Consider the following 20,322-nt stretch of genomic DNA (forward strand, 5'->3'; position numbering starts at 1 on the left):
GCCCTCAGAGGTGTTCATCCCGCTTTCCGTGCTAGCGCCCGCGCTGACGTCCTCAAGCGGACGGACATTTTCGCTGCTGCTAATATTTTGAATATCGCTTGCGCCACTCGTGAAGGAGCTTTCATCGCTAGATAGGTTTAAATTTACGCCGCCGCCCGCGCCGCCGAGTCCGCCCAAAGTGCTTTGAAATTTCGCCGCAAAGCGCGGATCAAAATACAAAATGCTCTCGATCTCGTGCGCCCTAAAATCCCTCCTCGCGCTCTCTAAGTCCGTGTAAACGCGGGTTTGCAGGTATTTTGAGCCCAAAAATCCGCCGAGCAGATCCCGCTCGATTTTGGAGCCCAGATCGCTTACGAAGCCCACCTTGACGGGCTTTATGTCCATTCGCATCGCGTATCCGTAGATCACGACCAAAATTAGCGGCATCAAAAACGCGATCACGAGCGCCGATCGGTCCTTTGCGATCTGCGCGAACTCCTTTTTTACGAGGATTTTTAAAAAGGTAAAGTTCATCCGCCCTGCCCCCGTGTTCGGATTTTGCAGCACTGCGCCGCTCGCGGCGAGCCTCTAAATTTCAATCGCACAGCAAATGCGGCGACCGCATTTTGAAATTTTAGCCGCAGGATCGCATTCGGCGGGCTTTGGAATTTCAATCGCAAAAGTGCGGCAACCGAGATTTGAAATTTTAACGGCACAGACGGACTGCCCGCGCCTATTTCGCTCATCGCGCCCTGAAATTTTGATCGCGCGAGCGCATACGGCAAGCTTTGAAATTTTAAGCAGTTGTGCGGCATAGTCTCGCTGCGTAATTTCTGACGCAAAAGCTCCACGGCGGCGCAAAATCCGCGATGAAATTTTTGCATCGGAGTTTTAAATTTACAAGCTACTCGCAGACTGGCTGCCTTTTTAAATTTGCGACCTGTTTGCAGAGCGGTCGCTCTTTTGAATTTATAATCCGTTTGCGAGCCGCTCGCGCTTTGAAATTTACGGCGCAGACGAAGCGGGCTCGTTTCGCCGCGGAGCTCGCGCAGTACCCGTCTACAAAATTTGCGCCGTGTACCGCCGCACGACATTCGATTTAGAACTTCGGCGCCGCGCAAAATTTTACGATCGTTTAAAATTCCTACACCCTTTAAAATTTCGCAACCTTTCAAAATTTTATTATCGATCCAAAATTTGCCGTCGTTTAAAATTCCGCCGCTTGAAATTTTACCGACGCCCAAAGCCCGGTCGCTCAAAATTCCGCCGCCGTTTAAAATTTCACCGCCCCGCAAGACCCTTTCGCCGCTTAAAATTTTATCGCACAAGCGCGCTGGTTTTCGCTCCGCCCGCATAAAATTCAGATCAAAAATCCTCGCAGCTCGCGCAAAATTTAGATCAAAAGCCCTCATTACCCGCCTCGCTTCTAAATTTTTGCACCTCGTTTATGAAGGCCTGCTGCACGCTAAGCCGCCGCCCGTGCTGCACGCAGACTTCATCGGGGCTGCCTAGCGCTAGGATTTTGCCGCGATCTTGGATCAAAAACCGATCGCAATACTCCGCCTCCTCCATAAAATGCGTCGTCACGACCACGCTCACGCCGGTGCGCGCCAGCGCGTTTATGCGGTTCCAAAAGAGCCTGCGCGAGAGCGGATCGGCGCCGCTGGTGGCCTCGTCGAGAAACAAAATCTCGGGGCGGTGGATAAGCGCGCACGCCATGCTGAGGTTGCGCCCCGCGCCAAACGGCAGGTTTTGCCACGTCTCGTTTCGCAGCCGCTGCAAGCCAAACTCGCTCAAAAGCTCCTCTATGCGCCGCTTCAGCGCCATGCCGCCGATGCCGTAGCTGCGGCCGAAATACTCTAAATTTTGATAGCAGCTTAGCTTTTTGTAAAGCGAAAATTTCTGCGAGACGTAGCCGATGCGCGATCTGATCGATGATTTGGCGTAGCGCAGATCCTCGCCCATGACCGAGATCTCGCCTCCGCTCATCCCCAAAAGCGCGCAGATCATACGAAAGGTCGTCGTCTTACCCGCGCCATTTGGGCCCAGAAGGCCAAAAATCTCGCCCTTTTTGACCTCAAAACTCGTATTTTCCACGGCGGTGAATGAGCCGAATTTTTTACTCACGTCGCGCACTTTGATGACGGTTTGAGCCGCATCGAAGCTCCTTTTTTCGTAGCCGAAGTTCGCCGCGCCGATCTCCGCTTTGTTTAGAAAAATATACGCATCCTCTAGGCTCGCCTCGCGCGGGCTGAGTTTAAATTTCGCGCTTTCGTTTTCGTTAAATTTAACGCCCTCGTTAAATTTCATGCTTTCGTTTGAAATTTTAAAATTTTCACCGCGCCCGTTTTCGCGCTCTGTGCTTTCATCGCCTCCATTTTCGTCGCTGTCGCTTAGGCTCGCATTTAAAAACTCCTGTAGATCGCGCAGGCTTATCGGCTCTTCGCTTAGCAGATCGACGCTGCCGTCTCTGGGGCAGATGTCGATGAGCGGGGAGTTTTTTAAAAATCTTTGCGTCTTAAACATCAAGCGGCGCGCCAGGCTCTGATAATCATCGCCGTCGATGCGAAAGGTGCGGTCCCGCAGCGCCGCGGTGATATTTGCCGCGCGCTCCTGCGCTATGATCTTGCCGCCGAGCAAAATCAGCGTCAGATCGGCATCCGCCGCCTCGTCGAAATACGCCGTCGAAAATATGCATTTCGCGCCGCTTTGATCCAGATACTCGCGCACGATCGCCCACAGCTCGCTGCGCGAGAGCGGATCGACGCCGACGGTGGGCTCATCGAGCACCAAAAGCCGCGGACGAGCCGCAATCGCGCACGCAACGCCAAGCTTTTGCTTCATCCCGCCGGAGAGCGAATCCACGGCGTAATCTTTAAATTTCAAAAGCCCCACGCGGCGCAAAAGCCCACGCAGATACTCCTCGCCGTCTTTTAGATCAAGCCCTTTTAGGCCCGCGAAGATGTTTAAATTTTGCCAGACGCTAAGCTCCTCGTAAAGCCCCAGGCTCTGCGACATATAGCCGTTTGCGCGGACGAATTCTTTATTTTCGCCGCTAGGGATGAAGCCAGCAAATTTTATCTCGCCGCAATCGGGCGCGATGATGCCGCAGATGAGCTTTAAAAGCGTGGATTTGCCAGCGCCGTCGGGGCCCGTGAGGCTGATGAGCCGCGGCGCATCGTCAATTCGCAGATCAAAATTTTCAAAAACGATGTTTTTGCTACGATCCTCTCGCAGGTAAAATTTCTTTAAATTTACGATATTTAGTAGATCCAAGCTTAGCTCCAAATTTTATTTACTCGCCCCGTCGCTTGGCGCGACGAACGAGACCTGCGCAGCCAAAAAGCGCTCTTTGTCGCGACGCCTTGCTTCTGCAGCCGCCGAGACGTCGTGGTTTCGCAGCCACTGCGGCGTCTTAGTTTTGTGACAGCCGCGGCATCTCGGTTCTACAACCGCCGCGCGCTTTAAATTTCGCGACGCGCGTCAAACAATTTCGCCCAAACCTCGCATAAATTCGACGCAACTTACCGCAAGCGCGTAAAACCAAGCTCTATCGCGCCGGGGCGCCCTGCAAATCGCCCGCTCGAATTTTGCGTGCCTGCACGATCAGCGTTGCTTACGGCTCGCGCCGAATATTCCGTGCGCCGCCCGATCCGTCTTGAGCGTGTGCATATCGCATCGGCTAGTCGCGCCGCTAACGATGCGCACACAACGCGCATGAGCGGGGCGGTCTTTAAAACATGAAGCAGCCCGTGAGTATCCGCGATAAATTCGCTTCAAAACGCAAATGAAAGCGAGTTTTCAAACACCTGGCGACCTATAAACGCCGAGCTCTCTATCTGCGCTGCGTTTCTTTCGGTGAGATTTTACCGCCGCCGCACCTTTTGGGCAAAATTTCACTTCCGCCTGCCTTTCGGGGTAAAATTTACTGCCGCCATGTCTTTTGACGAAATTTTACCTAGTCCCAGCTTTCCTTAGCATAGTACCAACTTCAACTACCGCGTCCTTTGGGGTAAAATTTCACCTCCGCTCGCAACCTGTATTTAATCGCGCCGCTTGTTTTGTAGCGAAATTTTACCACTATCCGCAGTCGGCACTAAATCGCCGTTCGTTTATCTCAAAACGCCTGCTAGAAACAAAGCCTGCCGCCGCTATACCGCCCTGCTTTTACTTCGTCTCCACCACCGCCTGTGAGCCGCAAATTTTAAAATTTAACCCGCGCTGCTTTGCGCCAAATTTCGCCAAAATTTTACTCGCTACGCTGCAGAATCCGATCTTTTATCCAAAGCCCCGCCTGCTCGCGCAAAACTCTCGCGATAAAATTTACGCCGCCTTTCGCCTTTGTACGACCTCGTTCTAGGTGCGCAGCATTTCTATAGTCGTCCGCGCCAAAACGATGTATCTCTGGACGTAGCAAAAAATTTTATCGCCCTGCCCTGCCGAGCAAGCACCGTCTAAATTCTATCTCGAAGCGCGCTTTTAAAATTTTATCAAACTCACGCCGTATGCACGGCTCGCGCGACATTGCGTAAAATTTGCCACTCGGCGAGATTTACTATCTAAATTTTGCCCGCAGGTGCCGACAAAGCTCGCTAAAATTCCAGCTCGCCCGTTAAAATTCCACGCTGATCGGCTGGCCTAAGCGAAACTGCCCATCTTCGTCACTGAAATCGGCGCGCGCCTCCCACACTAGATCGGCGCGTAGCTCCTCGGTCTGCACCGTGCGGGGCGTGTACATCGCGGTTTGGCTCACGTAGGCGACCTTTGCGCTCGCGCTAGAGCAGTCCGCGGCGATGATCCGTACGCTCTGTCCGGCACGCAGGAAGCGGAGCTGATTTTCGCTCAGATAAAATTTCGCGCGCTTATTTTTTACTTCGCTAAGCTCAAAAATGCCCACGCTTGGTATGCTGATGTCGCCGAGCTCCTTAAGGCGCGCTCTGATCTGCCCGCTAAAGGGCGCTTTTAGCACGCTTTGCGTCTCGATTTGGTAATTCAGATATTTTAGATTTTCCTCGCAGCTTGCCAAATTTGCGCGGGCGGCGCCGACATCCTCGCCGCGGTAGCCGCTTTGAAGCTGACGCAGATTAGCCTGCGCGCTTTGCAGCTGGGCTTGCGTGCGCTTCATCGAGTAAAACGCTTCGTCGATCTGCTGCTTGGACGCGGAGTTGGTTTTGCCTAGGCTCTTGAGGCGCTCGTTCGTCAAAGTAGCGAGCTGTAGGGCGTTTTGCAGCGCGCTTACGTTCGCCGCCGCCATCTCGATCTCCTCGCTACGAAAGCCGCTTTGCAGCTTTTGCAAGCTAAATTTAAGCCCGTCGCACCTAGCGATTTGAACCTGTCTTTGAAAGCTCAGATCCGCCGTATCCAGAGCCGCCAAGACGTCGCCAGCCTGCACAAAATCGCCCTCGTCGCGATAAAGCGCGCTTATGCGACCGCTGCGCTCGAAGCTAAGCGAACTCTGCCTGATATCGATGATGCCGTAGGCCTTGTGCGCGACCTCTTCGCGCCTATCGAGATTGAAGTAGATCGCCGCGGCGAGAGCGGCCAGTGCAAAAACGACGAAAATTAGAAGCCTTTTCATAGATCGCCTTAAATTTTGATATGCGGTTATTATAAAATAACTTTTCTAATGCGGAGCTGATATTTGAGGCTCGGACGGTAATTTTATAAATCGATCGCATTAAATTTGCCGTATTGAATTGACCGCCGCGCGAGTAGAATTGAGGCTTGGGAGGATAAAATTTCATCCTATCCGCGCGATTTTAAGCGGCACGACTTGTAAAACACAGCGACTTTTTGAACTAAAAATTTTAAAATTTTAGTGCGGAGACTCCGCTTTCAAGCGGAGCTTGAAATTTTAACGTGCGGGCAGCATACTAGCACTGTGGGCAGAATTTTGTCGCGAAAGCGAAATTTTATCGCACCAGTGGCATACAAGCATCGCAGGTGGAATTTATCGTTTATTGCACGAATAGCGCGCAAGTTGCCGCGAACTAAATTTTATCGCGGTACCCATAGTTACCTGCTCGGCAAGTTGAAATTTACGGCTCCCGCTAGCGATAAAATTTTCCGCGGTATAAGCCGACGGCGTTTGGACGCGGTGGAAATTCTAACAGCGCAGCGAATGAAATTTAAGAGAACTTCGCTCGGAAGCGGGCAAGTGAAATTTAATGGGGAAATTTAACGAGCTTTAGGCTCGATGAGCCCAAAGCTCGGTCGGTCGCGCAAAAGCTGAAATATTTAAAACTCGCCTCCAACCGCGGCGATCCACTTATCGGCCCTTGCCTGCCAGTGCTCGTCGCCCTTAAAATCGATCGTAAGACCGACGAATTTGCCGTTTATGAAGGCGCGCGAATGTTTAAATTTATAGCCCTCCGCGCCCCAAGCGCCGATGAGATCGGCCTTTTTAAGCACTGGCAAAAACGCACTCATACCGCTGCAAAAATCGCTGCCGTGGCGCTCGACGTTGCCAACGCCTATGAGCGCGACCTTGCGTCCGTTAAAATCGGTTTTATTCAAAAGCTCCAATTTGTCGTCAAATTTAGCCTGGATCTGTCCGTCGCCGTGCGTCGAAGCCGCAAAAATAAACGCGCCGGCTCCCGCTAAATCCTCCTCGCCAAGCTCTTTGGCCTCCTTGATCTCAAAGCCGAGCTTTGAAGCGATGTATTCGCTCACGACTTTCGTGTCGCCGCCTTTGGTGGCGTAAACTAATAGTTTTTTCATTTTCTCTCCTTAAAAATAAGAATAATTCTAACAAAATAAGATAAATTTTGAGTGAAATAAAATTTGATAAGGTGCTCGGATACGGCGCGATGCCTCGTATCCAGCTAATTTTAAGCGGCAGCGAGCCGGTAAATTTTAACGCCGCCGCTTAACCACTCGTATAAAAATCCATAGTATAATGCCGCCAAGCTCATTATAAGGAGAAAATTATGCGAAATTTTACGTTATGTTTGATCGCAGCGATCGCACTTTGCGGCTGCGCGACCCCGCAGGATCGATACGGCGGAGATGTTTATGACGCGAGCGAAACGAACCGCATGAGGCAGAGCGATCGGATCGAGATCGTCGATGTCCTGCCCGCCAAAATCAACGTAGAGCGCTCCGAGGGCAATACGGGTAAAATTTTAGGCGGCGTCGCGGGCGGAACTACGGGTGCGGTCATCGGGCATAAGCTCGGCAAACATAGCAGCAGCAGGCGCTTAGCCGAAACCGTGGGGCTCGTGGGCGGCGCAGTAGTAGGCGCGGTCGCCGGAGATGCGATCCAAAACTCCCAAAAGACGGTGCAAGGCTCCAACATCATCTACAAGCTAAACGGCAAGGAGTACTCATCCGTGCAAGCCGACCCGCCGTGTAGATTTAAGCGCGGCAAAGCTCTGCTGATCCACACGGGCAGCGAAACGCGGGTGCAGCCGAACTCGGGATGTTAAATTTAAAGCCGCTTAAAGCTTGCGGTGAAATTTTAAAATTTCACCGCGACGTTTAAATTTAAGAGCGATATTTTAAATTCTAAAGCGGCGCGGCTTTTGAAAACGGTGCCGCTAAAATTTACGGGCGATCGAAATTTTAACTCTGCGAAATTTTAAGAGCCCGCTAAAATATTTTAATATATAATCGCCGCTTAAAAACAGGGAGCGGCGATGAAAAAAATCTATCTTAAAATTTGGCTACTTGCGTTTATAGCGACATTTGCAGCGATCCCCGCTGCGGCGGCGGAAGGCTTGGATTATTTATTAAAAACCAAAGAGGAAAAAGATTTAGCGATTGCTTGCGATAGCGGCAACGGAAAATACAGCGCATGCACGAGGTTAGTCGAAATTTTATCCAAGAAGTGTGACAGCGGAGATTACGAAAGCTGCGGATCGCTCGGTATAGCGCTTTTAGACTCCAATAGATATGAGGATGCTGCCTCCGCTTATAAAAAAGCTTGTGAGGCCGGCGTAGTAACCTACTGCTATATGCTAAGTGCGACCGAAATACACTATGGCGGAGATGTAAATTTGGTAATTAAATATCTTGGTAAGACATGTGAAGCAGCAAATAGCCTGTTTAAAAACGAAGCGTGCAAGATAAAAGAGGAATTGGAAAAATGCCTAAATGACAGCGAGTGCAATCCTATAAAAAAAGCAAGAATTTTGTTAAAAAGCGTAAGATGATGTTGTTTAAAAAGCCGCTTTATATATCAAAATTTTAAATAGGAGAGAAAATGCAGAAAATTAAATTTATAATTCTAGCTTTCATATTTTCAATATGCTCTAGTATGGCAAGACCCATGGATTCGAGCTTTTTCAAAACTTGGGAGGAAAAAGAGCTAAATTTAGAGTGCGATAACGGCGATGGAAAATATAGCGCATGCACGAAACTGGTCGAAATTTTATCCAAGAAGTGCGACGAAGGAGATTACGAAAGCTGCGGATCGCTCGGCGCGGTGCTTTTGGTTACAATGGGTAGATATAAAGATTCCGTTTCAGCATTAAAGAAAGCTTGCGGGGCAGACATGATGTATTATTGCTTTTTGCTAGCAGGGAATGAAATATTTTACGGCGGAAATATACATAGGGCTATCGGTTACTTTGACAAGGTTTGTTACGGAAAAAACAGCGACAAGAAGGATTTTTCCTGCAAAATAAAGGAGCAATTAGAAATTTGCCTAAGCGATAGCGAGTGCAATCCTTTAAGAAAAGCGATGAGTATACTTGTACCAAAATAAAAATTTTAACGACGCAATAAAATTTCATCCTTATAGCTGATGCACTTCGCAAAAAAAAAGCAAGAATAAAGCCGCTAGAATATTACCGTCCGCTTCTATCGTTTCACTGCCATAAAATTTTACTCCGTCTCTAAAACCTCTCTTGCGTATTTCATCCCCAAATCATACGCCTTTTCATTTAGCGCGCGGGTTTTTTCGGGCACAGAGCGGAGCATTTGCTCTTTTACGAGCCCTGCGTCCATGCAGCGGCTAAGCTCTACTGCGATCGCTAGAGCCACGACACTTTGAGTGATGACATTTCCAACTTCGTATTTTGCGATGGTGATGATTGGAATTTCATAAATTTTAAAGCTTGCCCTATCCTCATCGCTCGGCGCTACTAAATTCGGCTCGATTACGATCACGCCGCCTTTTTTCACGCCGTTTTTGAAAGCATCGTAGCTGCTCTGCGCCGTTGCAAGCATGAAATCGATCTCGCCCTCACTTGCGTAAGGATATAGAATTTCTTCATCGCTTAAGATAATATCCACTTTCGTAGGTCCGCCACGTACCTGAGAGGTATACGTAGATGCCTTGATTCCATAGCCGCCGTGCGCGATCTTTGCCGCAGCTAGAATTTCACCTGCTAAGATCACGCCTTGACCGCCCACTCCCACAAATCTTAATTGATTCATCTTAGTCCTTCAAAATTTATCGCTTCGCCGCTTTGTGCCGCGTCTATCACCTTTTGATACGCCTTTGTGTATTCGGTGCGCCCATTATCTTCGTGTAAAACTCCAAGCGGAAATAGCCCTGCTCGCTCATCCTCGCTAAGAGCGTCAAATTTTGCTTTAGAAATCGTGCGCGAATCAAGCCACTTTAGCATTTGCACCGCCTCGCTCATTTTATTTTTACGACCCAAATTTACGTGGCAGTTGCTAAAAATATCAAAAAAACTATAACCCTCGTGCTCAAAGCCCTTGGCTAGAAGTCGCTCGATTTTTTCGGGATTTGTCACGCTCTCGCGTCCGACAAAAGTTGCTCCGGCAGCGATTGCAAGTTTCGCCGCATCAAAGCTGGGATCGACATTGCCGTATTGCGCCGTAACCGTCCAAAACCCACGCGGCGTCGTAGGGCTCGTCTGCGAGTTTGTAAGCCCGTAGATGAAATTATTTACTAAAATATGATTTAGATCGATATTGCGGCGGCATCCATGAATCGTGTGATTGCCCCCTATCGCAAGCCCATCGCCATCGCCAGTGACTACGATTACGTGCTTACCTGGATTTGCGAGCTTGATACCCGTAGCATAAGCTATCGCGCGTCCGTGCGTCGTATGGACGGTATTGCAGTCTATGTAACTAGACATCCTGCCACTACAGCCGATACCGCTTACCACGCACACATCGTCCATGCTCCAGCCTATGCGGTCAATCGCGCGGATGATCGCTTTTAAGATCACTCCGTCGCCGCAGCCCCAGCACCAAAGCGTAGGCATCTTGTCCGTTCTTAGATATTTGTCGTAATCAAACGCCATTTAAAGCTCCTTTACTTTCTCGATAATCTCGCTAGGGCTGATCGGCCTGCCGTTTGCCTTAAGAAGCGTCTTAAAATCATCTCTCAAGCAAGCGCGCTGCACCTCTAGCAGATACTGCCCTAAATTTAGCTCGGCGATCAAAATTTTATTAAATCTCTCCCCTAGCTCCCTTAGCTTGCGCGCTGGGCTTGGCCACAGCGTGATCGGGCGAAAAAGCCCCATACGCACGCCTTGCCCTCGTAGCTTTAAAATCGCGTCTTTTGCTGCTAAGCTAACGCTGCCGTAGGCGATGATGCAGATTTCGGCGTCATCTAGCATAAATTCCTCATATTGTACGATCTCATCTTCATGCGCCGAAATTTTATTAAAAAGCCTTTTTATAGAGCGATCCACGATCTGCTCGTTTTCGGTCGGAAAGCCCTTCGCGCCGTGATGCAGCCCCGTTATGTGATAGTGGTATCCCCTAAAAAAGGGATTTAGCACCGCAGGCTTATCGGGCGCAGCATCGTAAGGCTCATAATCTTTCGGACTACCTTTAAATTCCGCCCTGCGCTCGATTTTTAGATCCGAAATTTCAGGTAGCACCGCCTTTGCCTGCATATGCCCAAGCGTCTCATCAAGTAGCAAAAATACCGGCGTCATAAACCGCTCGGCTAGATTGAAGGCGCGCACGGTTTGCGTGTAAGCCTCCTTTAGCGAGCCCGGGCACAGCGCGATGCTTTGAAAATCGCCGTGAGTGGGGTTGCGAGCTTGCAAAATATCGCCCTGCGCCACTCGCGTAGGAAGCCCGGTGCTAGGACCTCCGCGCATAACATTTACGATTAAAAGCGGAATTTCAGCGATAAAGCCAAGTCCAATCTGCTCTGATTTTAGCGAAATTCCAGGACCGGAGCTTGCCGTCATCGCCTTCGCACCGCTCATAGATGCGCCCAAAGCTACAGAAATGCCCGAAATTTCATCCTCCATCTGGATAAATTTGCCTCCGACCTTAGGTAGCAAGCGACTCATCTCGTGCGCGATCTCGCTGCTTGGCGTGATCGGATAGCCGCCAAAAAAATTACAGCCGCAATCAATCGCCGCACGCGCAATTAAGGCGTTGCCTGTGGAAATTACCTCTCTCATTATGCGTCCTTGGGTTTCATAAAATTATTGTTTTTGATCTTTTCAGCCATCTCTCTAGCCTGCGAGCTTAGACGAGCGAATTTAAAGCCTTTGGGCGCAACGAAAATCGCAAAATCAGGGCAGTGCAACTCGCACTCCCTACAGCCGATACAGGCACCCTCATCCACCACGTCGATCATCATGCCCTGCACGGCGCCCTCGTCCTGTCTCATCGCGATCGCGCCGCTAGGACAGACGCTTACGCAGATGTTGCACGCCTTACAGCGGCTCTCATCCGTCCAGACGGCGCGCTGGCTCTCATTTTCGCTCATATTTTCTCCTTAATTTATCAAAATCCGCACTAAATCCCGCTTCGCGATTTAAAAATTGAAATTTTGCGGCGCAAGCCTGCTTTGATCGCATTAAAGTCCTCTCGTTTTTAAATTTTGCAGAGCTTAAATTTTAAAATTTTGTGGCGTTTAAAAATTTTACGCCACGCAGAATTCTGCGCCAAAGTAAAATTTTAATCTATGAAATTTTACGACGGGCAAAATTGTGCAAATTTTAAAATTCCGCAGCGAATGAAATTTTACGCTACACAATTCCGCGAGCTTAAATTTCTTACCAAAGTGAAATTTGATGCTGCAAATTCTATCACAAGAATTCTGCGCTTTAAAATTTTAGCTCTGCAAATTCTGCGTCGCGCCGAATTCGCTCCATATCCACTAAAACTTCAGCCCCGCTATCCGCTCACGCATCCGTTCAAGCTGCGCGTAAAACTCGCCCGAATAGACGAAATTTCTCTCTATCGCGCCCATTTTGCCGACGCTTACGAAGCGCCCCAAAGGCACTCCCGATCTATCCGCGACGCAGCAGGCGAGCGTGCCGCAGGTATCAAAAAGGATGTATTTTATGATCTTTACGATGCCCGCAGCGGGCGCCAAATACGCCGACGTGCCCAGTAGCTCGCCGATCTGCGCGCCGGCGCGTTTGGTATTTTGCACCGCGCGACCAAAAATTTCATCCGAAATTTCAAATCCCAGCTCGTTTTTAAGCGCGATCATCTCTTCGCTATGCGGGCCCACGATCGCGCTTCTCATCGATGAAATTTCCTTGCCGCTCGCTCGCGCGAGTTCAAATTTAAGCCGTGCGCCGTCTAGCTCGCCCGCCATGCCGATGACGCGCTCTTTTGCAAACCCGCTGGCCTGCAGCGCCACATAGACCATCATATCAAGCGGATTGGTTACGATCACGATAATGGAATTAGGCGCGTATTTTGCGGCATCTCGCGCGCATTGCGCGACGATGGCGGCGTTGCTGCCAAACAGCTCCTCCCTGCTCTGCCCCGCCTTTCTTGCATGCCCCGCCGTGATCACGACGATGCCTGCGTCCGCTATATCGCTAGGCTCCGTGCTGCCGCTTATGCGCATGTCGCGCTCATAAACCGCCGCCGTATGGGCTAGATCGAGTGCCTTGCCGCGCGCGATCCGCTCTACAGCATCCACAAGCGCGATGCTATCTATCTTTTGGCTCAAAGAATCGCTTACGATAAGATCGTTCGCTACCGCTGCGCCAATGTTTCCTGCGCCGAATATCGCTATTTTCATTGTTATCTCCCAAATATCGACCCGCATTTTTATAACTGCTGGGGTTAAATTTTAAAATTTAAAGACGAAATTTCATTTTTAAATTTTAATGCCGAAACGGACTTAAATTTTACCTCTGCGCCTTTACGTTGCGCTCGTGCTCGGCTTGTGTGCGCGCAAAATCGTGAAGCCCGGTTTTTTTGTTTCGCATAAAATACAGATACTCGCTCTTTGCAGGCGCAAAAACGGCGCGTATCGCATCGCGAGAGACCACGCACACGGGCTCTTTGGGAAGTCCGTCGTTGAGGTAGGTGTTGTAGTGGCTGGTATCGGTGCGGATGCGCTGCGGAGTGATCTTGACGTGCGAAAACTCGCCATAATTCAGCGTACCGTCCATCTGAAGGCGCATATTTTTGGCTAAGCGGTTGTCGATGACGGAGGCCACGAGGGGCATCTCATCTGCGTTTGCAGCCTCTTTTTGAATGACCGAGGCCTTGATTAGCACCTGTTTCCACGCCGTGGCGTTATAGTCGCCGCTAAGCTCGCGCGACAAGCCTTCGTGGAATTTTTGCGCGCTTGAGACGAGGTGGTCGATGATATTTTTTTCGCTTTCGTTTTTGCTAATTTTGTAGGTTTCAGGCACCAAAAAGCCCTCGTAAAACGGCGCCGTGGCGTTGTATTCGCGCTCAAGCTCGCTAAAGCTTAGCCCGCGATCTTTCGCCAGCTGTTTTAAAAACACGATCGTAGTCTCGCCAGGGATCAGCTTGATCTCGTTCATCACGGGCTTTGCGACGCTTAGCTCATACAAAAATTGATATTTGGGCAAATTTTCGCCGCTAAGCTCCAGCTCGCCGGTTTTTGCGCCGCCGTAAAAAGAAAGCAGTCTCGCGTCGAATTTGCTAAATTTAGGATAGCTCTTTGAGAGTTGCGATAAAATTTTCGTTGAGCTGCCTTGTCCTATCTGCACGGTTGTCGCGTTGCCGACGCGCTCGTGCAGATCAAAGCCCACGGCTAAAAGCACGATAGCCGCAAGCTCGATACAAACGCACGCCGCTTTGATGAGCTTTATAAAGAATTTCATGCGTTCCTTTCAAAATTTAGCTGAAATTATAGGCAAATAAGCCAAAATTTTGAATAAATTTCATATTATAAGCGCAGTTTTTTGGCACGCCCGATTTGGTTTTGGGGCGGAGTTTTTTAATGAGGCGATGATGTTTAGAACTTTGGCTAGATTTTTTTTGGGCATAACCATACTTTTTATAATCTGCGCGGTAGGCCTAAAGCACGGTATTGCGATTTCGCAGCTGGACGTGGGCTTTGCAAAGCTTGAGAGGTTTTATCTCAAGCTAAATAAAGGTCTCGTGCTGCGTATCAAAAATCTTGAAATTACGCAAAATAATACACAAAATTTAGAGCAAAATTCCACCGATCTACGCACGCAAAGCGCGAAAATTTTAGAATTTAGCAAAAAAATCTCGCTCATCAACTCCTTTTTTGAAGAGATCGACGTGCAAAATTTGAAAATAAAAGGCGAGAGTCTGAAACTAAAATACAAAAGCGACGTTTTTTACGCAGATACCCGATTTTTTAGGCTAAGCTCAAAGATCACACCGGGCGCAAACGGGCTGAACTTCGATCCGATCGAGCTTGAACTAAATGATTTTAATCTCACTCTGCACGGCACGGCACGAGCAAATTTCAAAGCCGATACGTATGATTTTAACGGCACCTTCGCTTCGCACGAGATCGCGGGCGAGCTTGACGTGCACAATATCGGCTCGGAGCTAAATATCGAGATAAACCGCGCCTCGGCCTTGAGTCTGAAAAATTTTATGAATGAGCTGGGCGCACTTACGGGGCTAAATCCTCTTGCGAACGAGTGGATCTACGGCAAGGCGGTCGCGCAAAACTACTATATCGAAAACCTGCATGCCAAAATCGATCTGAAAGACCCGCGCCCGATCGCCGAAAACGTCAGCGCCACGGCTTACGCGCAGGATCTTACGATAAAATTTCAACCGCAAATCGAAGCCGTAACGGTAAAAGACGCCAATATCACGCTTAAAAACGATTATCTAAGCTTCACGCTGAACGAGCCTAAATTTAAAGGCAAAAGCCTGGAGGGAAGCGGCGTGCGTATCGGCGGGCTTTTTGAAGAGAAGCCGATCGTATATCTGGATCTGCGGACTAAAGAGAGCTTGGGCAAGGACCTTGTAGATATTTTGCAAAGCTACGGCATAGACGAGCCCGTATATCCGCTAAGCGGCGGGATCGATGCGCGCGTGCTGATAGACGTGGACGTCGAAAAGGAAAGCGCCAAGGTGGATGCGAACGTAACGCTAAAAGACGCCGATCTGATGATCTCTAAAGCGAAATTTCACTCCAAAGCCGCGCGGGTGCACATCACAGAAAAGAAGATCGACATTAAAGATGCGAATCTACAAAATGAAATTTTTAACGCCACGGCAAGCGGCAGCATCGACATCGCCACGCGCAAAGCTAAATTTAACGGCATAATCCATAGCTTTAATCTCTCCCCGAACGGCAAAGAAATTTTAAAATTTGGCGACGCGCGAGATAATATGAGCCTTGATTTTAGCGGTAAAGCGCCGGTGCTAAGCTCGCAATTTTTGGGCGCAAAGATGAGCTTCGGCGAGCGGATCGAGATTAGCTCGCCCGATATTAGCGGAATTTTGCCCTTTTCTAAGACGCTTAAAAACGCGGGCATTAGCGGCGGAGATCTTAAAATTTTAACCAGCGATTTTACAAATTTGGATATCAGCAGCAACAATCTTATCTTTGATTTCGGTCTGCTAAACAAAGACGGCAGAGCCTACAAAAACGATTCTTTCGCGCTTCGGGTGCGCGGGGGCGATCTGGACGGCTCTAGCGGAAGCGGTAAAATTTCTCTTAAAATAAACAAAGGCGGTAACTTCGTCGCTCTAAAAGACGTGGACGTCGCGATCAATACGAGCGTGCAAACCAGCGAGTTTAATAGCGGCACGAAGGAGCGCTCGCCGATAAATTTCAGCGGGCAAAATTCTGCGATCGTGCTATCAGATCTTAATAAGACGCTGAAATTTACGCACTTTAACGGCGTGCTGGACGGCAAAAATATGAACCTGAACGCAAATTTTAAGCGCGGCGACGTGAAGTTGATCTTTAAAAAGAGCTTGCTTCAAATTTTTGCGCAAAACATCAGCGGCGAGGCGCTCAATCAATTCCTAGGCTCGCAGAGCTTCGACGGAGGGGTATTTACGCTAAAAGCAAGCGGCATCGATCCGCGCAACTACCGCGGCGAGATCAACGTGCAAAACACCTATCTGAAGGACTACATCATCTATCAAAGGCTGCTTAGCTTTATAAACTCCGTGCCGTCGCTACTTACGTTTAAGACGCCCGATTTCAACGATCGCGGCTTTAGCGTGCAGAAGGGCAAAATTTACTTTCGCCGCAGCGGCGATAAAATTTACATAAACGCGATGAGCTTTACCGGCAGTAGCGCCGACATCGCCGGCAACGGCGAAGTGGATATGAAAAGCGGCGCGCTGAATATCGATCTGGAGCTTAAATACCTCAAAGACGCAAGCTCGATAATCTCAAAAATTCCGCTTCTAAATCATATCATCTTGGGCGAAAACAACACGATCTCAACGATCATCGAGATTCGCGGCACAACGAAAAAACCCACCTACTCGACCGGCGTTGCGACCGACGTGCTAAAAACGCCGTATAATCTCATCAAAAACACGCTGATGCTGCCTTTTGTGATCTTCGGCGACAGCGAGGAGAGCAAATGAAATTCCCGCTCGATTATAAGGATAGCTTTGAAAAATCGCTGCTGTTTTGGCTCGTAAAATTCGTACGCTACAAGCTAAGCGCGCTGTCGAATAAGGAGCTGAAAAACGACGCGCTGTTTCGCCGCGCGAGCCTGGCGTTAAATCACGAGGTCGCGAATATCAATGAACTCGAGCGGCTCGCAAAAGATGCGCGAAATGCGGGCCTTACGGGCATTAACACTTACTTCAATCCGCTTAAAAAATTTTACGAAGCGATCGTAGAATATAACCTTGAAAGCATGAGAAATATCGACGAGGAGCTTTTGAGCGAAATTTTAGCTTCCATTACGGGCGGGCTGAGCGATGCAAGCAAAAAAAATTACCGAATCGCCGTGATAAATTTTTTCGGCTTCATCGACCGCCAAAACGAGCAGGACGGCACCTCGCATAACTTCGGCATTGAGCTTAAACACTGGGGCGGCATTAGCGGTAGCCGCGGCACGAAGCTTCCGGAGTTTATGAGCGAGGAGGAGCTGAAGCGGTTTTTGGACGCGATAAATCTAAGCGAGTTTCGCTCCTTTGCGCATCGCAACCGCCTGATCGTAAAAATCATCGTCTACACCGGCATCCGCGTGGGCGAGGCGATAAATCTCAAGCGCAAAGATATCGCGCCCGAGGGCGATCTTTTCGTCATCCGAATCCGCGGCAAGGGCAACAAATACCGCATCGTAATGATCAAGCGACACCTGATCGAGGAGCATCTAAACGCGCTGGAGACGAACTTTGCCAACAAAGAGGGCTATCTTTTCGTCACCAAAAACGGCGCGCCGCTCACGCAAGCATACGTCAGCGGCATCGTGGAGAAAATTTTAATGAGCGCGGGCATCCGCAAGGAAAAAAACGGCGCTCACATGCTGCGCCACACCTTCGCGACGATGCTTTACAAAAAGCAAAAGGACCTCGTGCTCGTCCAAGAAGCTCTCGGCCACGCGAGCCTCAATACTTCGCGCATCTACACCCACTTCGACAGCGACAAACTGCGCCTTGCGGCGAAGGTCGCGGAGGAATTCGAAGAGTGAAATTTTAAAATTTGAGGTAGCGAGAGGCTTGCTTGAGCGAGATTTTTTAAATCTCGTTTTGATGCGGCTTTAAAATCGTTTTTATGGAATATTTTACAAGAATTTCAGAATTTTATTTTGAAAAATTTTGAAATTTGTTTTTCATACTAGCATAACAGAACCTAAAAATTTTACCTTGCGAGCTTTAGAATTTAACTCGGCAAAATTTAAAATTAACGCGCGAGCCTTAGAGCTTGATCGCAAAAGAATCTAAAATTTTACTCTTTTGGAATATAGAATAATTTACTTTTTAGATTTTCTCATGCGATTTTGCCTAAAATTCCAGATAAATTTAGTATAAAATTTCATTTAAATTTTGACGATACGGGATTCCATCCGAGGATTTTATAAGCAAAAGGTAATCGACATATTAAGAGGTAGCGGATATAAAATTTATCTGCAAATTCCGCAAGGATGGAATTTATGATTTAAAATTTAAACCCTCGAAATTTTATAGTTTGATTTGCTTTCGAGTTCTCATCGCACCGAATGCGCCTTAAAATTTAAAGATGCGAAAGATTTGCCACTAAAGTTTGCTGCGAAATTTACTGACGCGAAGTTTACTTCGTAAACAGCGCAGGAATCATATAGAAATTTCTAATAAAATTTAAAGAGATAAAATCATCGGCATGATTATTTTAGATTTATTTTACGACAGAAATCCCGCTCTTGCGAGCAGGATTTCATTTCTTAGGGGGATAAGAAAAGGAGTTTAGGCTAAATAAATTTAGCCCGAGATTTCGTCTAACCACGGAGTCCGCAGCAAAAAGGAGCAAAAAGACGAAATCTCGCGCAAAATTTTAAGCCAAGATTTAAGCGATCGGCTCGCGACAATAAACGAGATTTGCGACGGCTCCGAAAGCTATCGCAAAAACGCCGTGCCGCAAGCATCAAAATTAAACGAGCCTTTGTTTTTTGAAATACTCGCGCGGAGCCTTGCAGAGCGGACAGGCGCCCGGGGCTTTCTTGCCGCGATGAACGTGACCGCAGACTTCGCACACCCAAACTTCCTCGTCGAAGCTCTCGAAAAAGCCCTCTTCTAGCAGGATCTTTTGAAGCTCGTTGTATTCTCGCTCGTGCTCCTCCTCGACCCTTCCGATAGCGTTAAAAAGGCGTGCTACCTCTTTTTTGCCCTCTTCAGTGGCGATTTTAGCGAAGCTCGGATACATGCTCTCGTGCTCGTAGCGCTCGCCCGCGGCGGCATCGAGCAGATTTTTATCCATCTTATCAAGCGGAATGCCGGCAGCCGCATGATGTGCCTTTAGCTCGGCTCTGGCGTGCCATTTTTCGTTTTCGGCGGCCTCGTAAAAATGTCGCGCAATGGCGTGAAAGCCCGCCTCTTTGGCCAAATCGCCGTAAAGATCGTATTTGTTGCGCGCCTGGGACTCGCCTGCAAACGCCTTCATCAAATTTACCTGCGTCAGATCTTCGGTAATGCATTTCATCGGCTCGCCGCAGCAGCTAAGCGTGCCGCCGCCTACTTTTTGCACCTCGACCTCCGCACCGCATTTGTCGCATCTGTAAGTTTCGTACTGTCTCATTTTCAACTCCCCTATCAAAAATTTTGTGGAATGATACCACAGCTACTATTAAATTTTACTTAATAAATTTTATTCTTCTCAATAAATTTATATTTTTGAGAAAATTTCAGCGTGAAATTTCCATCCGTAAAACCTAAATTTAAGGTTTTTCAAAGCAAACAAAATTTCAAGCAAAAGCGCTAACGCTTGATCATCTAAAAATATGAAATTTAGTTTTCTGGCTTATTTGAGCCTGCGATTTTCAAGGTTAGTCACATCATTGGAAATTTTTTAAAATTTAAAGTTATCTCAAAAATAATTTACTATTTTGCCATATGGTCTTACTTTACGAGTATATGACAATGCTCGGCAAAATTAGCCTTATGCGCCAACGAGCCGCCCGATTGTAATTATGAAGCGTTAAAAGCGTAACTAAGGGCGCTGTAGCATTACCATTTTGCCGCTATGATCGGTAATATCTGAGAATTTATGAACATCAAATTCTAATCCACAAATCGAGCAAGGAGGAAATTTATCGACTTCCTTCTCGCCTAAAAGCGAGCAAATTGCGCCTATTGCCGGATTATGTCCAACGATAAATACGCATTCTGCGCTAGCTGCATTAAAATTTTGCATAACATCAGTGCTAGAAATTTCCACATTGTTGCAAGATATCGCATTATTTTCGCTAATGCTAGCGGGAATTTTAGTGCTCTTAAAAGTAGAATTTTCAGCGTTTGCGTCGCGATGTTTTTCGCTACTCAGACCAACCGCATTGTATTTTTCAACATTCACACTGAACCCAAAAAATCGTTTCTCATCCAAGCTGCGAACAAACTTTGCCAAATCCCATAAGCTTGCGTCGTATAACTCTCGCAATGGCACTACCCTTTTTGTCGCGCCCAGCGCATTAGCAATAATTTGCGCCGTATGGAGTGCGCGCATAGCCGAGCTTGTAATAATTAAATCAGGCGCAAGCCCCAAGCTACGCAGCTTTTCTCCAAGTTTATTTGCAC

At 48.3% G+C, this 20,322-nt stretch carries 19 protein-coding genes; 6 read left to right on the forward strand and 13 right to left on the reverse strand.

Annotation, left to right across the window (positions count from 1 at the left end):
- From Q0340_RS00615 to Q0340_RS00625, 3 genes are all read right to left on the reverse strand, one after another.
- On the reverse strand, window positions 1-513 hold a 513-nt coding region (locus tag Q0340_RS00615), incomplete at its 3' end, for an ABC transporter permease (protein ID WP_298081738.1).
- Window positions 510-1,391 (reverse strand): hypothetical protein, encoded by an 882-nt coding sequence (locus Q0340_RS00620; RefSeq protein ID WP_298081739.1) that lies wholly within the window; start codon window positions 1,389-1,391, stop codon window positions 510-512. The genes Q0340_RS00615 and Q0340_RS00620, both read right to left, overlap by 4 nt.
- A complete protein-coding gene (locus tag Q0340_RS00625) occupies window positions 1,378-3,255 on the reverse strand; it encodes an ATP-binding cassette domain-containing protein (protein WP_298081740.1) in 1,878 nt (625 codons plus the stop codon). Before Q0340_RS00625 ends, Q0340_RS00620 begins: the two co-directional genes overlap by 14 nt.
- Window positions 3,256-3,922: 667 nt before the next feature.
- Between Q0340_RS00625 and Q0340_RS00630 the strand changes: the two genes are divergently transcribed.
- Window positions 3,923-4,339 carry a hypothetical protein gene (locus Q0340_RS00630; protein WP_298081741.1) on the forward strand — a complete coding sequence of 139 codons (417 nt, stop codon included), beginning with the start codon at window positions 3,923-3,925 and terminating at the stop codon, window positions 4,337-4,339.
- Window positions 4,340-4,591: 252 nt separating this feature from the next.
- Here the strand turns inward: Q0340_RS00630 and Q0340_RS00635 are convergent, their stop codons facing one another.
- On the reverse strand, window positions 4,592-5,557 hold the full coding sequence (locus Q0340_RS00635) for a biotin/lipoyl-binding protein (RefSeq protein WP_298081742.1): 966 nt from the start codon (window positions 5,555-5,557) through the stop codon (window positions 4,592-4,594).
- Window positions 5,558-6,216: 659 nt separating this feature from the next.
- On the reverse strand, window positions 6,217-6,699 hold the full coding sequence (locus tag Q0340_RS00640) for a flavodoxin domain-containing protein (RefSeq protein WP_298081743.1): 483 nt from the start codon (window positions 6,697-6,699) through the stop codon (window positions 6,217-6,219).
- A gap of 209 nt (window positions 6,700-6,908) precedes the next feature.
- On the opposite strand from Q0340_RS00640, the gene Q0340_RS00645 reads away from it, so the two are divergent.
- From Q0340_RS00645 to Q0340_RS00655, 3 genes are all read left to right on the forward strand, one after another.
- On the forward strand, window positions 6,909-7,406 hold the full coding sequence (locus Q0340_RS00645) for a hypothetical protein (RefSeq protein ID WP_297994247.1): 498 nt from the start codon (window positions 6,909-6,911) through the stop codon (window positions 7,404-7,406).
- A gap of 210 nt (window positions 7,407-7,616) precedes the next feature.
- A complete protein-coding gene (locus Q0340_RS00650) occupies window positions 7,617-8,132 on the forward strand; it encodes a hypothetical protein (RefSeq protein WP_298081744.1) in 516 nt (171 codons plus the stop codon).
- Between the two features lie 50 nt (window positions 8,133-8,182).
- Window positions 8,183-8,686 (forward strand): hypothetical protein, encoded by a 504-nt coding sequence (locus Q0340_RS00655; RefSeq protein WP_298081745.1) that lies wholly within the window; start codon window positions 8,183-8,185, stop codon window positions 8,684-8,686.
- A gap of 119 nt (window positions 8,687-8,805) precedes the next feature.
- On the opposite strand, the gene Q0340_RS00660 is transcribed toward Q0340_RS00655, so the two are convergent.
- From Q0340_RS00660 to mltG, 6 genes are all read right to left on the reverse strand, one after another.
- Window positions 8,806-9,360, reverse strand: coding sequence for a 2-oxoacid:acceptor oxidoreductase family protein (locus Q0340_RS00660; protein ID WP_298081746.1), 555 nt, complete (start codon window positions 9,358-9,360; stop codon window positions 8,806-8,808).
- Window positions 9,357-10,202 carry a 2-oxoglutarate ferredoxin oxidoreductase subunit beta gene (locus tag Q0340_RS00665; protein ID WP_298081747.1) on the reverse strand — a complete coding sequence of 282 codons (846 nt, stop codon included), beginning with the start codon at window positions 10,200-10,202 and terminating at the stop codon, window positions 9,357-9,359. The genes Q0340_RS00660 and Q0340_RS00665 overlap by 4 nt, the downstream gene beginning before the upstream one ends.
- Entirely contained in the window at window positions 10,203-11,324 is a 1,122-nt protein-coding gene (locus Q0340_RS00670) for a 2-oxoglutarate synthase subunit alpha (RefSeq protein ID WP_298081748.1), read from the reverse strand.
- A complete protein-coding gene (locus Q0340_RS00675; protein ID WP_177388316.1) occupies window positions 11,324-11,635 on the reverse strand; it encodes a 4Fe-4S binding protein in 312 nt (103 codons plus the stop codon). Before Q0340_RS00675 ends, Q0340_RS00670 begins: the two co-directional genes overlap by 1 nt.
- Before the next feature lie 393 nt (window positions 11,636-12,028).
- A complete protein-coding gene (locus Q0340_RS00680) occupies window positions 12,029-12,910 on the reverse strand; it encodes a malate dehydrogenase (RefSeq protein ID WP_298081749.1) in 882 nt (293 codons plus the stop codon).
- Window positions 12,911-13,019: 109 nt separating this feature from the next.
- Entirely contained in the window at window positions 13,020-13,970 is a 951-nt protein-coding gene (mltG, locus tag Q0340_RS00685; RefSeq protein WP_298081750.1) for an endolytic transglycosylase MltG, read from the reverse strand.
- 130 nt (window positions 13,971-14,100) lie between these two features.
- On the opposite strand from mltG, the gene Q0340_RS00690 reads away from it, so the two are divergent.
- Together Q0340_RS00690 and Q0340_RS00695 are read left to right on the forward strand one after the other, a co-directional pair.
- Entirely contained in the window at window positions 14,101-16,689 is a 2,589-nt protein-coding gene (locus Q0340_RS00690) for an AsmA-like C-terminal domain-containing protein (RefSeq protein WP_298081751.1), read from the forward strand.
- Complete coding sequence (locus Q0340_RS00695) at window positions 16,686-17,747, forward strand: tyrosine-type recombinase/integrase (RefSeq protein WP_298081752.1); 1,062 nt, start codon at window positions 16,686-16,688, stop codon at window positions 17,745-17,747. Before Q0340_RS00690 ends, Q0340_RS00695 begins: the two co-directional genes overlap by 4 nt.
- Window positions 17,748-18,682: 935 nt before the next feature.
- On the opposite strand, the gene Q0340_RS00700 is transcribed toward Q0340_RS00695, so the two are convergent.
- Together Q0340_RS00700 and Q0340_RS00705 are read right to left on the reverse strand one after the other, a co-directional pair.
- Entirely contained in the window at window positions 18,683-19,327 is a 645-nt protein-coding gene (locus tag Q0340_RS00700; RefSeq protein WP_298081753.1) for a ferritin family protein, read from the reverse strand.
- 411 nt (window positions 19,328-19,738) lie between these two features.
- The coding region (locus Q0340_RS00705; RefSeq protein ID WP_298081754.1) for a hypothetical protein at window positions 19,739-20,322 on the reverse strand (584 nt) is incomplete at its 5' end.

The organism is uncultured Campylobacter sp. (assembly GCF_938045595.1).
GTDB lineage: Bacteria > Campylobacterota > Campylobacteria > Campylobacterales > Campylobacteraceae > Campylobacter_B.

Excerpts from the sequence above, each read along its gene's own strand:
- Q0340_RS00665 (WP_298081747.1), bottom strand. The coding sequence starts at position 10,202 with ATGGCGTTTGATTACGACAAATATCTAAGAACGGACAAGATGCCTACG.
- Q0340_RS00620 (WP_298081739.1), bottom strand. The coding sequence starts at position 1,391 with ATGAGGGCTTTTGATCTAAATTTTGCGCGAGCTGCGAGGATTTTTGAT.
- Q0340_RS00695 (WP_298081752.1), top strand. The coding sequence starts at position 16,686 with ATGAAATTCCCGCTCGATTATAAGGATAGCTTTGAAAAATCGCTGCTG.
- Q0340_RS00655 (WP_298081745.1), top strand. The coding sequence starts at position 8,183 with ATGCAGAAAATTAAATTTATAATTCTAGCTTTCATATTTTCAATATGC.
- Q0340_RS00645 (WP_297994247.1), top strand. The coding sequence starts at position 6,909 with ATGCGAAATTTTACGTTATGTTTGATCGCAGCGATCGCACTTTGCGGC.
- mltG (WP_298081750.1), bottom strand. The coding sequence starts at position 13,970 with ATGAAATTCTTTATAAAGCTCATCAAAGCGGCGTGCGTTTGTATCGAG.
- Q0340_RS00675 (WP_177388316.1), bottom strand. The coding sequence starts at position 11,635 with ATGAGCGAAAATGAGAGCCAGCGCGCCGTCTGGACGGATGAGAGCCGC.
- Q0340_RS00700 (WP_298081753.1), bottom strand. The coding sequence starts at position 19,327 with ATGAGACAGTACGAAACTTACAGATGCGACAAATGCGGTGCGGAGGTC.
- Q0340_RS00635 (WP_298081742.1), bottom strand. The coding sequence starts at position 5,557 with ATGAAAAGGCTTCTAATTTTCGTCGTTTTTGCACTGGCCGCTCTCGCC.
- Q0340_RS00640 (WP_298081743.1), bottom strand. The coding sequence starts at position 6,699 with ATGAAAAAACTATTAGTTTACGCCACCAAAGGCGGCGACACGAAAGTC.
- Q0340_RS00670 (WP_298081748.1), bottom strand. The coding sequence starts at position 11,324 with ATGAGAGAGGTAATTTCCACAGGCAACGCCTTAATTGCGCGTGCGGCG.
- Q0340_RS00650 (WP_298081744.1), top strand. The coding sequence starts at position 7,617 with ATGAAAAAAATCTATCTTAAAATTTGGCTACTTGCGTTTATAGCGACA.
- Q0340_RS00680 (WP_298081749.1), bottom strand. The coding sequence starts at position 12,910 with ATGAAAATAGCGATATTCGGCGCAGGAAACATTGGCGCAGCGGTAGCG.
- Q0340_RS00660 (WP_298081746.1), bottom strand. The coding sequence starts at position 9,360 with ATGAATCAATTAAGATTTGTGGGAGTGGGCGGTCAAGGCGTGATCTTA.
- Q0340_RS00690 (WP_298081751.1), top strand. The coding sequence starts at position 14,101 with ATGTTTAGAACTTTGGCTAGATTTTTTTTGGGCATAACCATACTTTTT.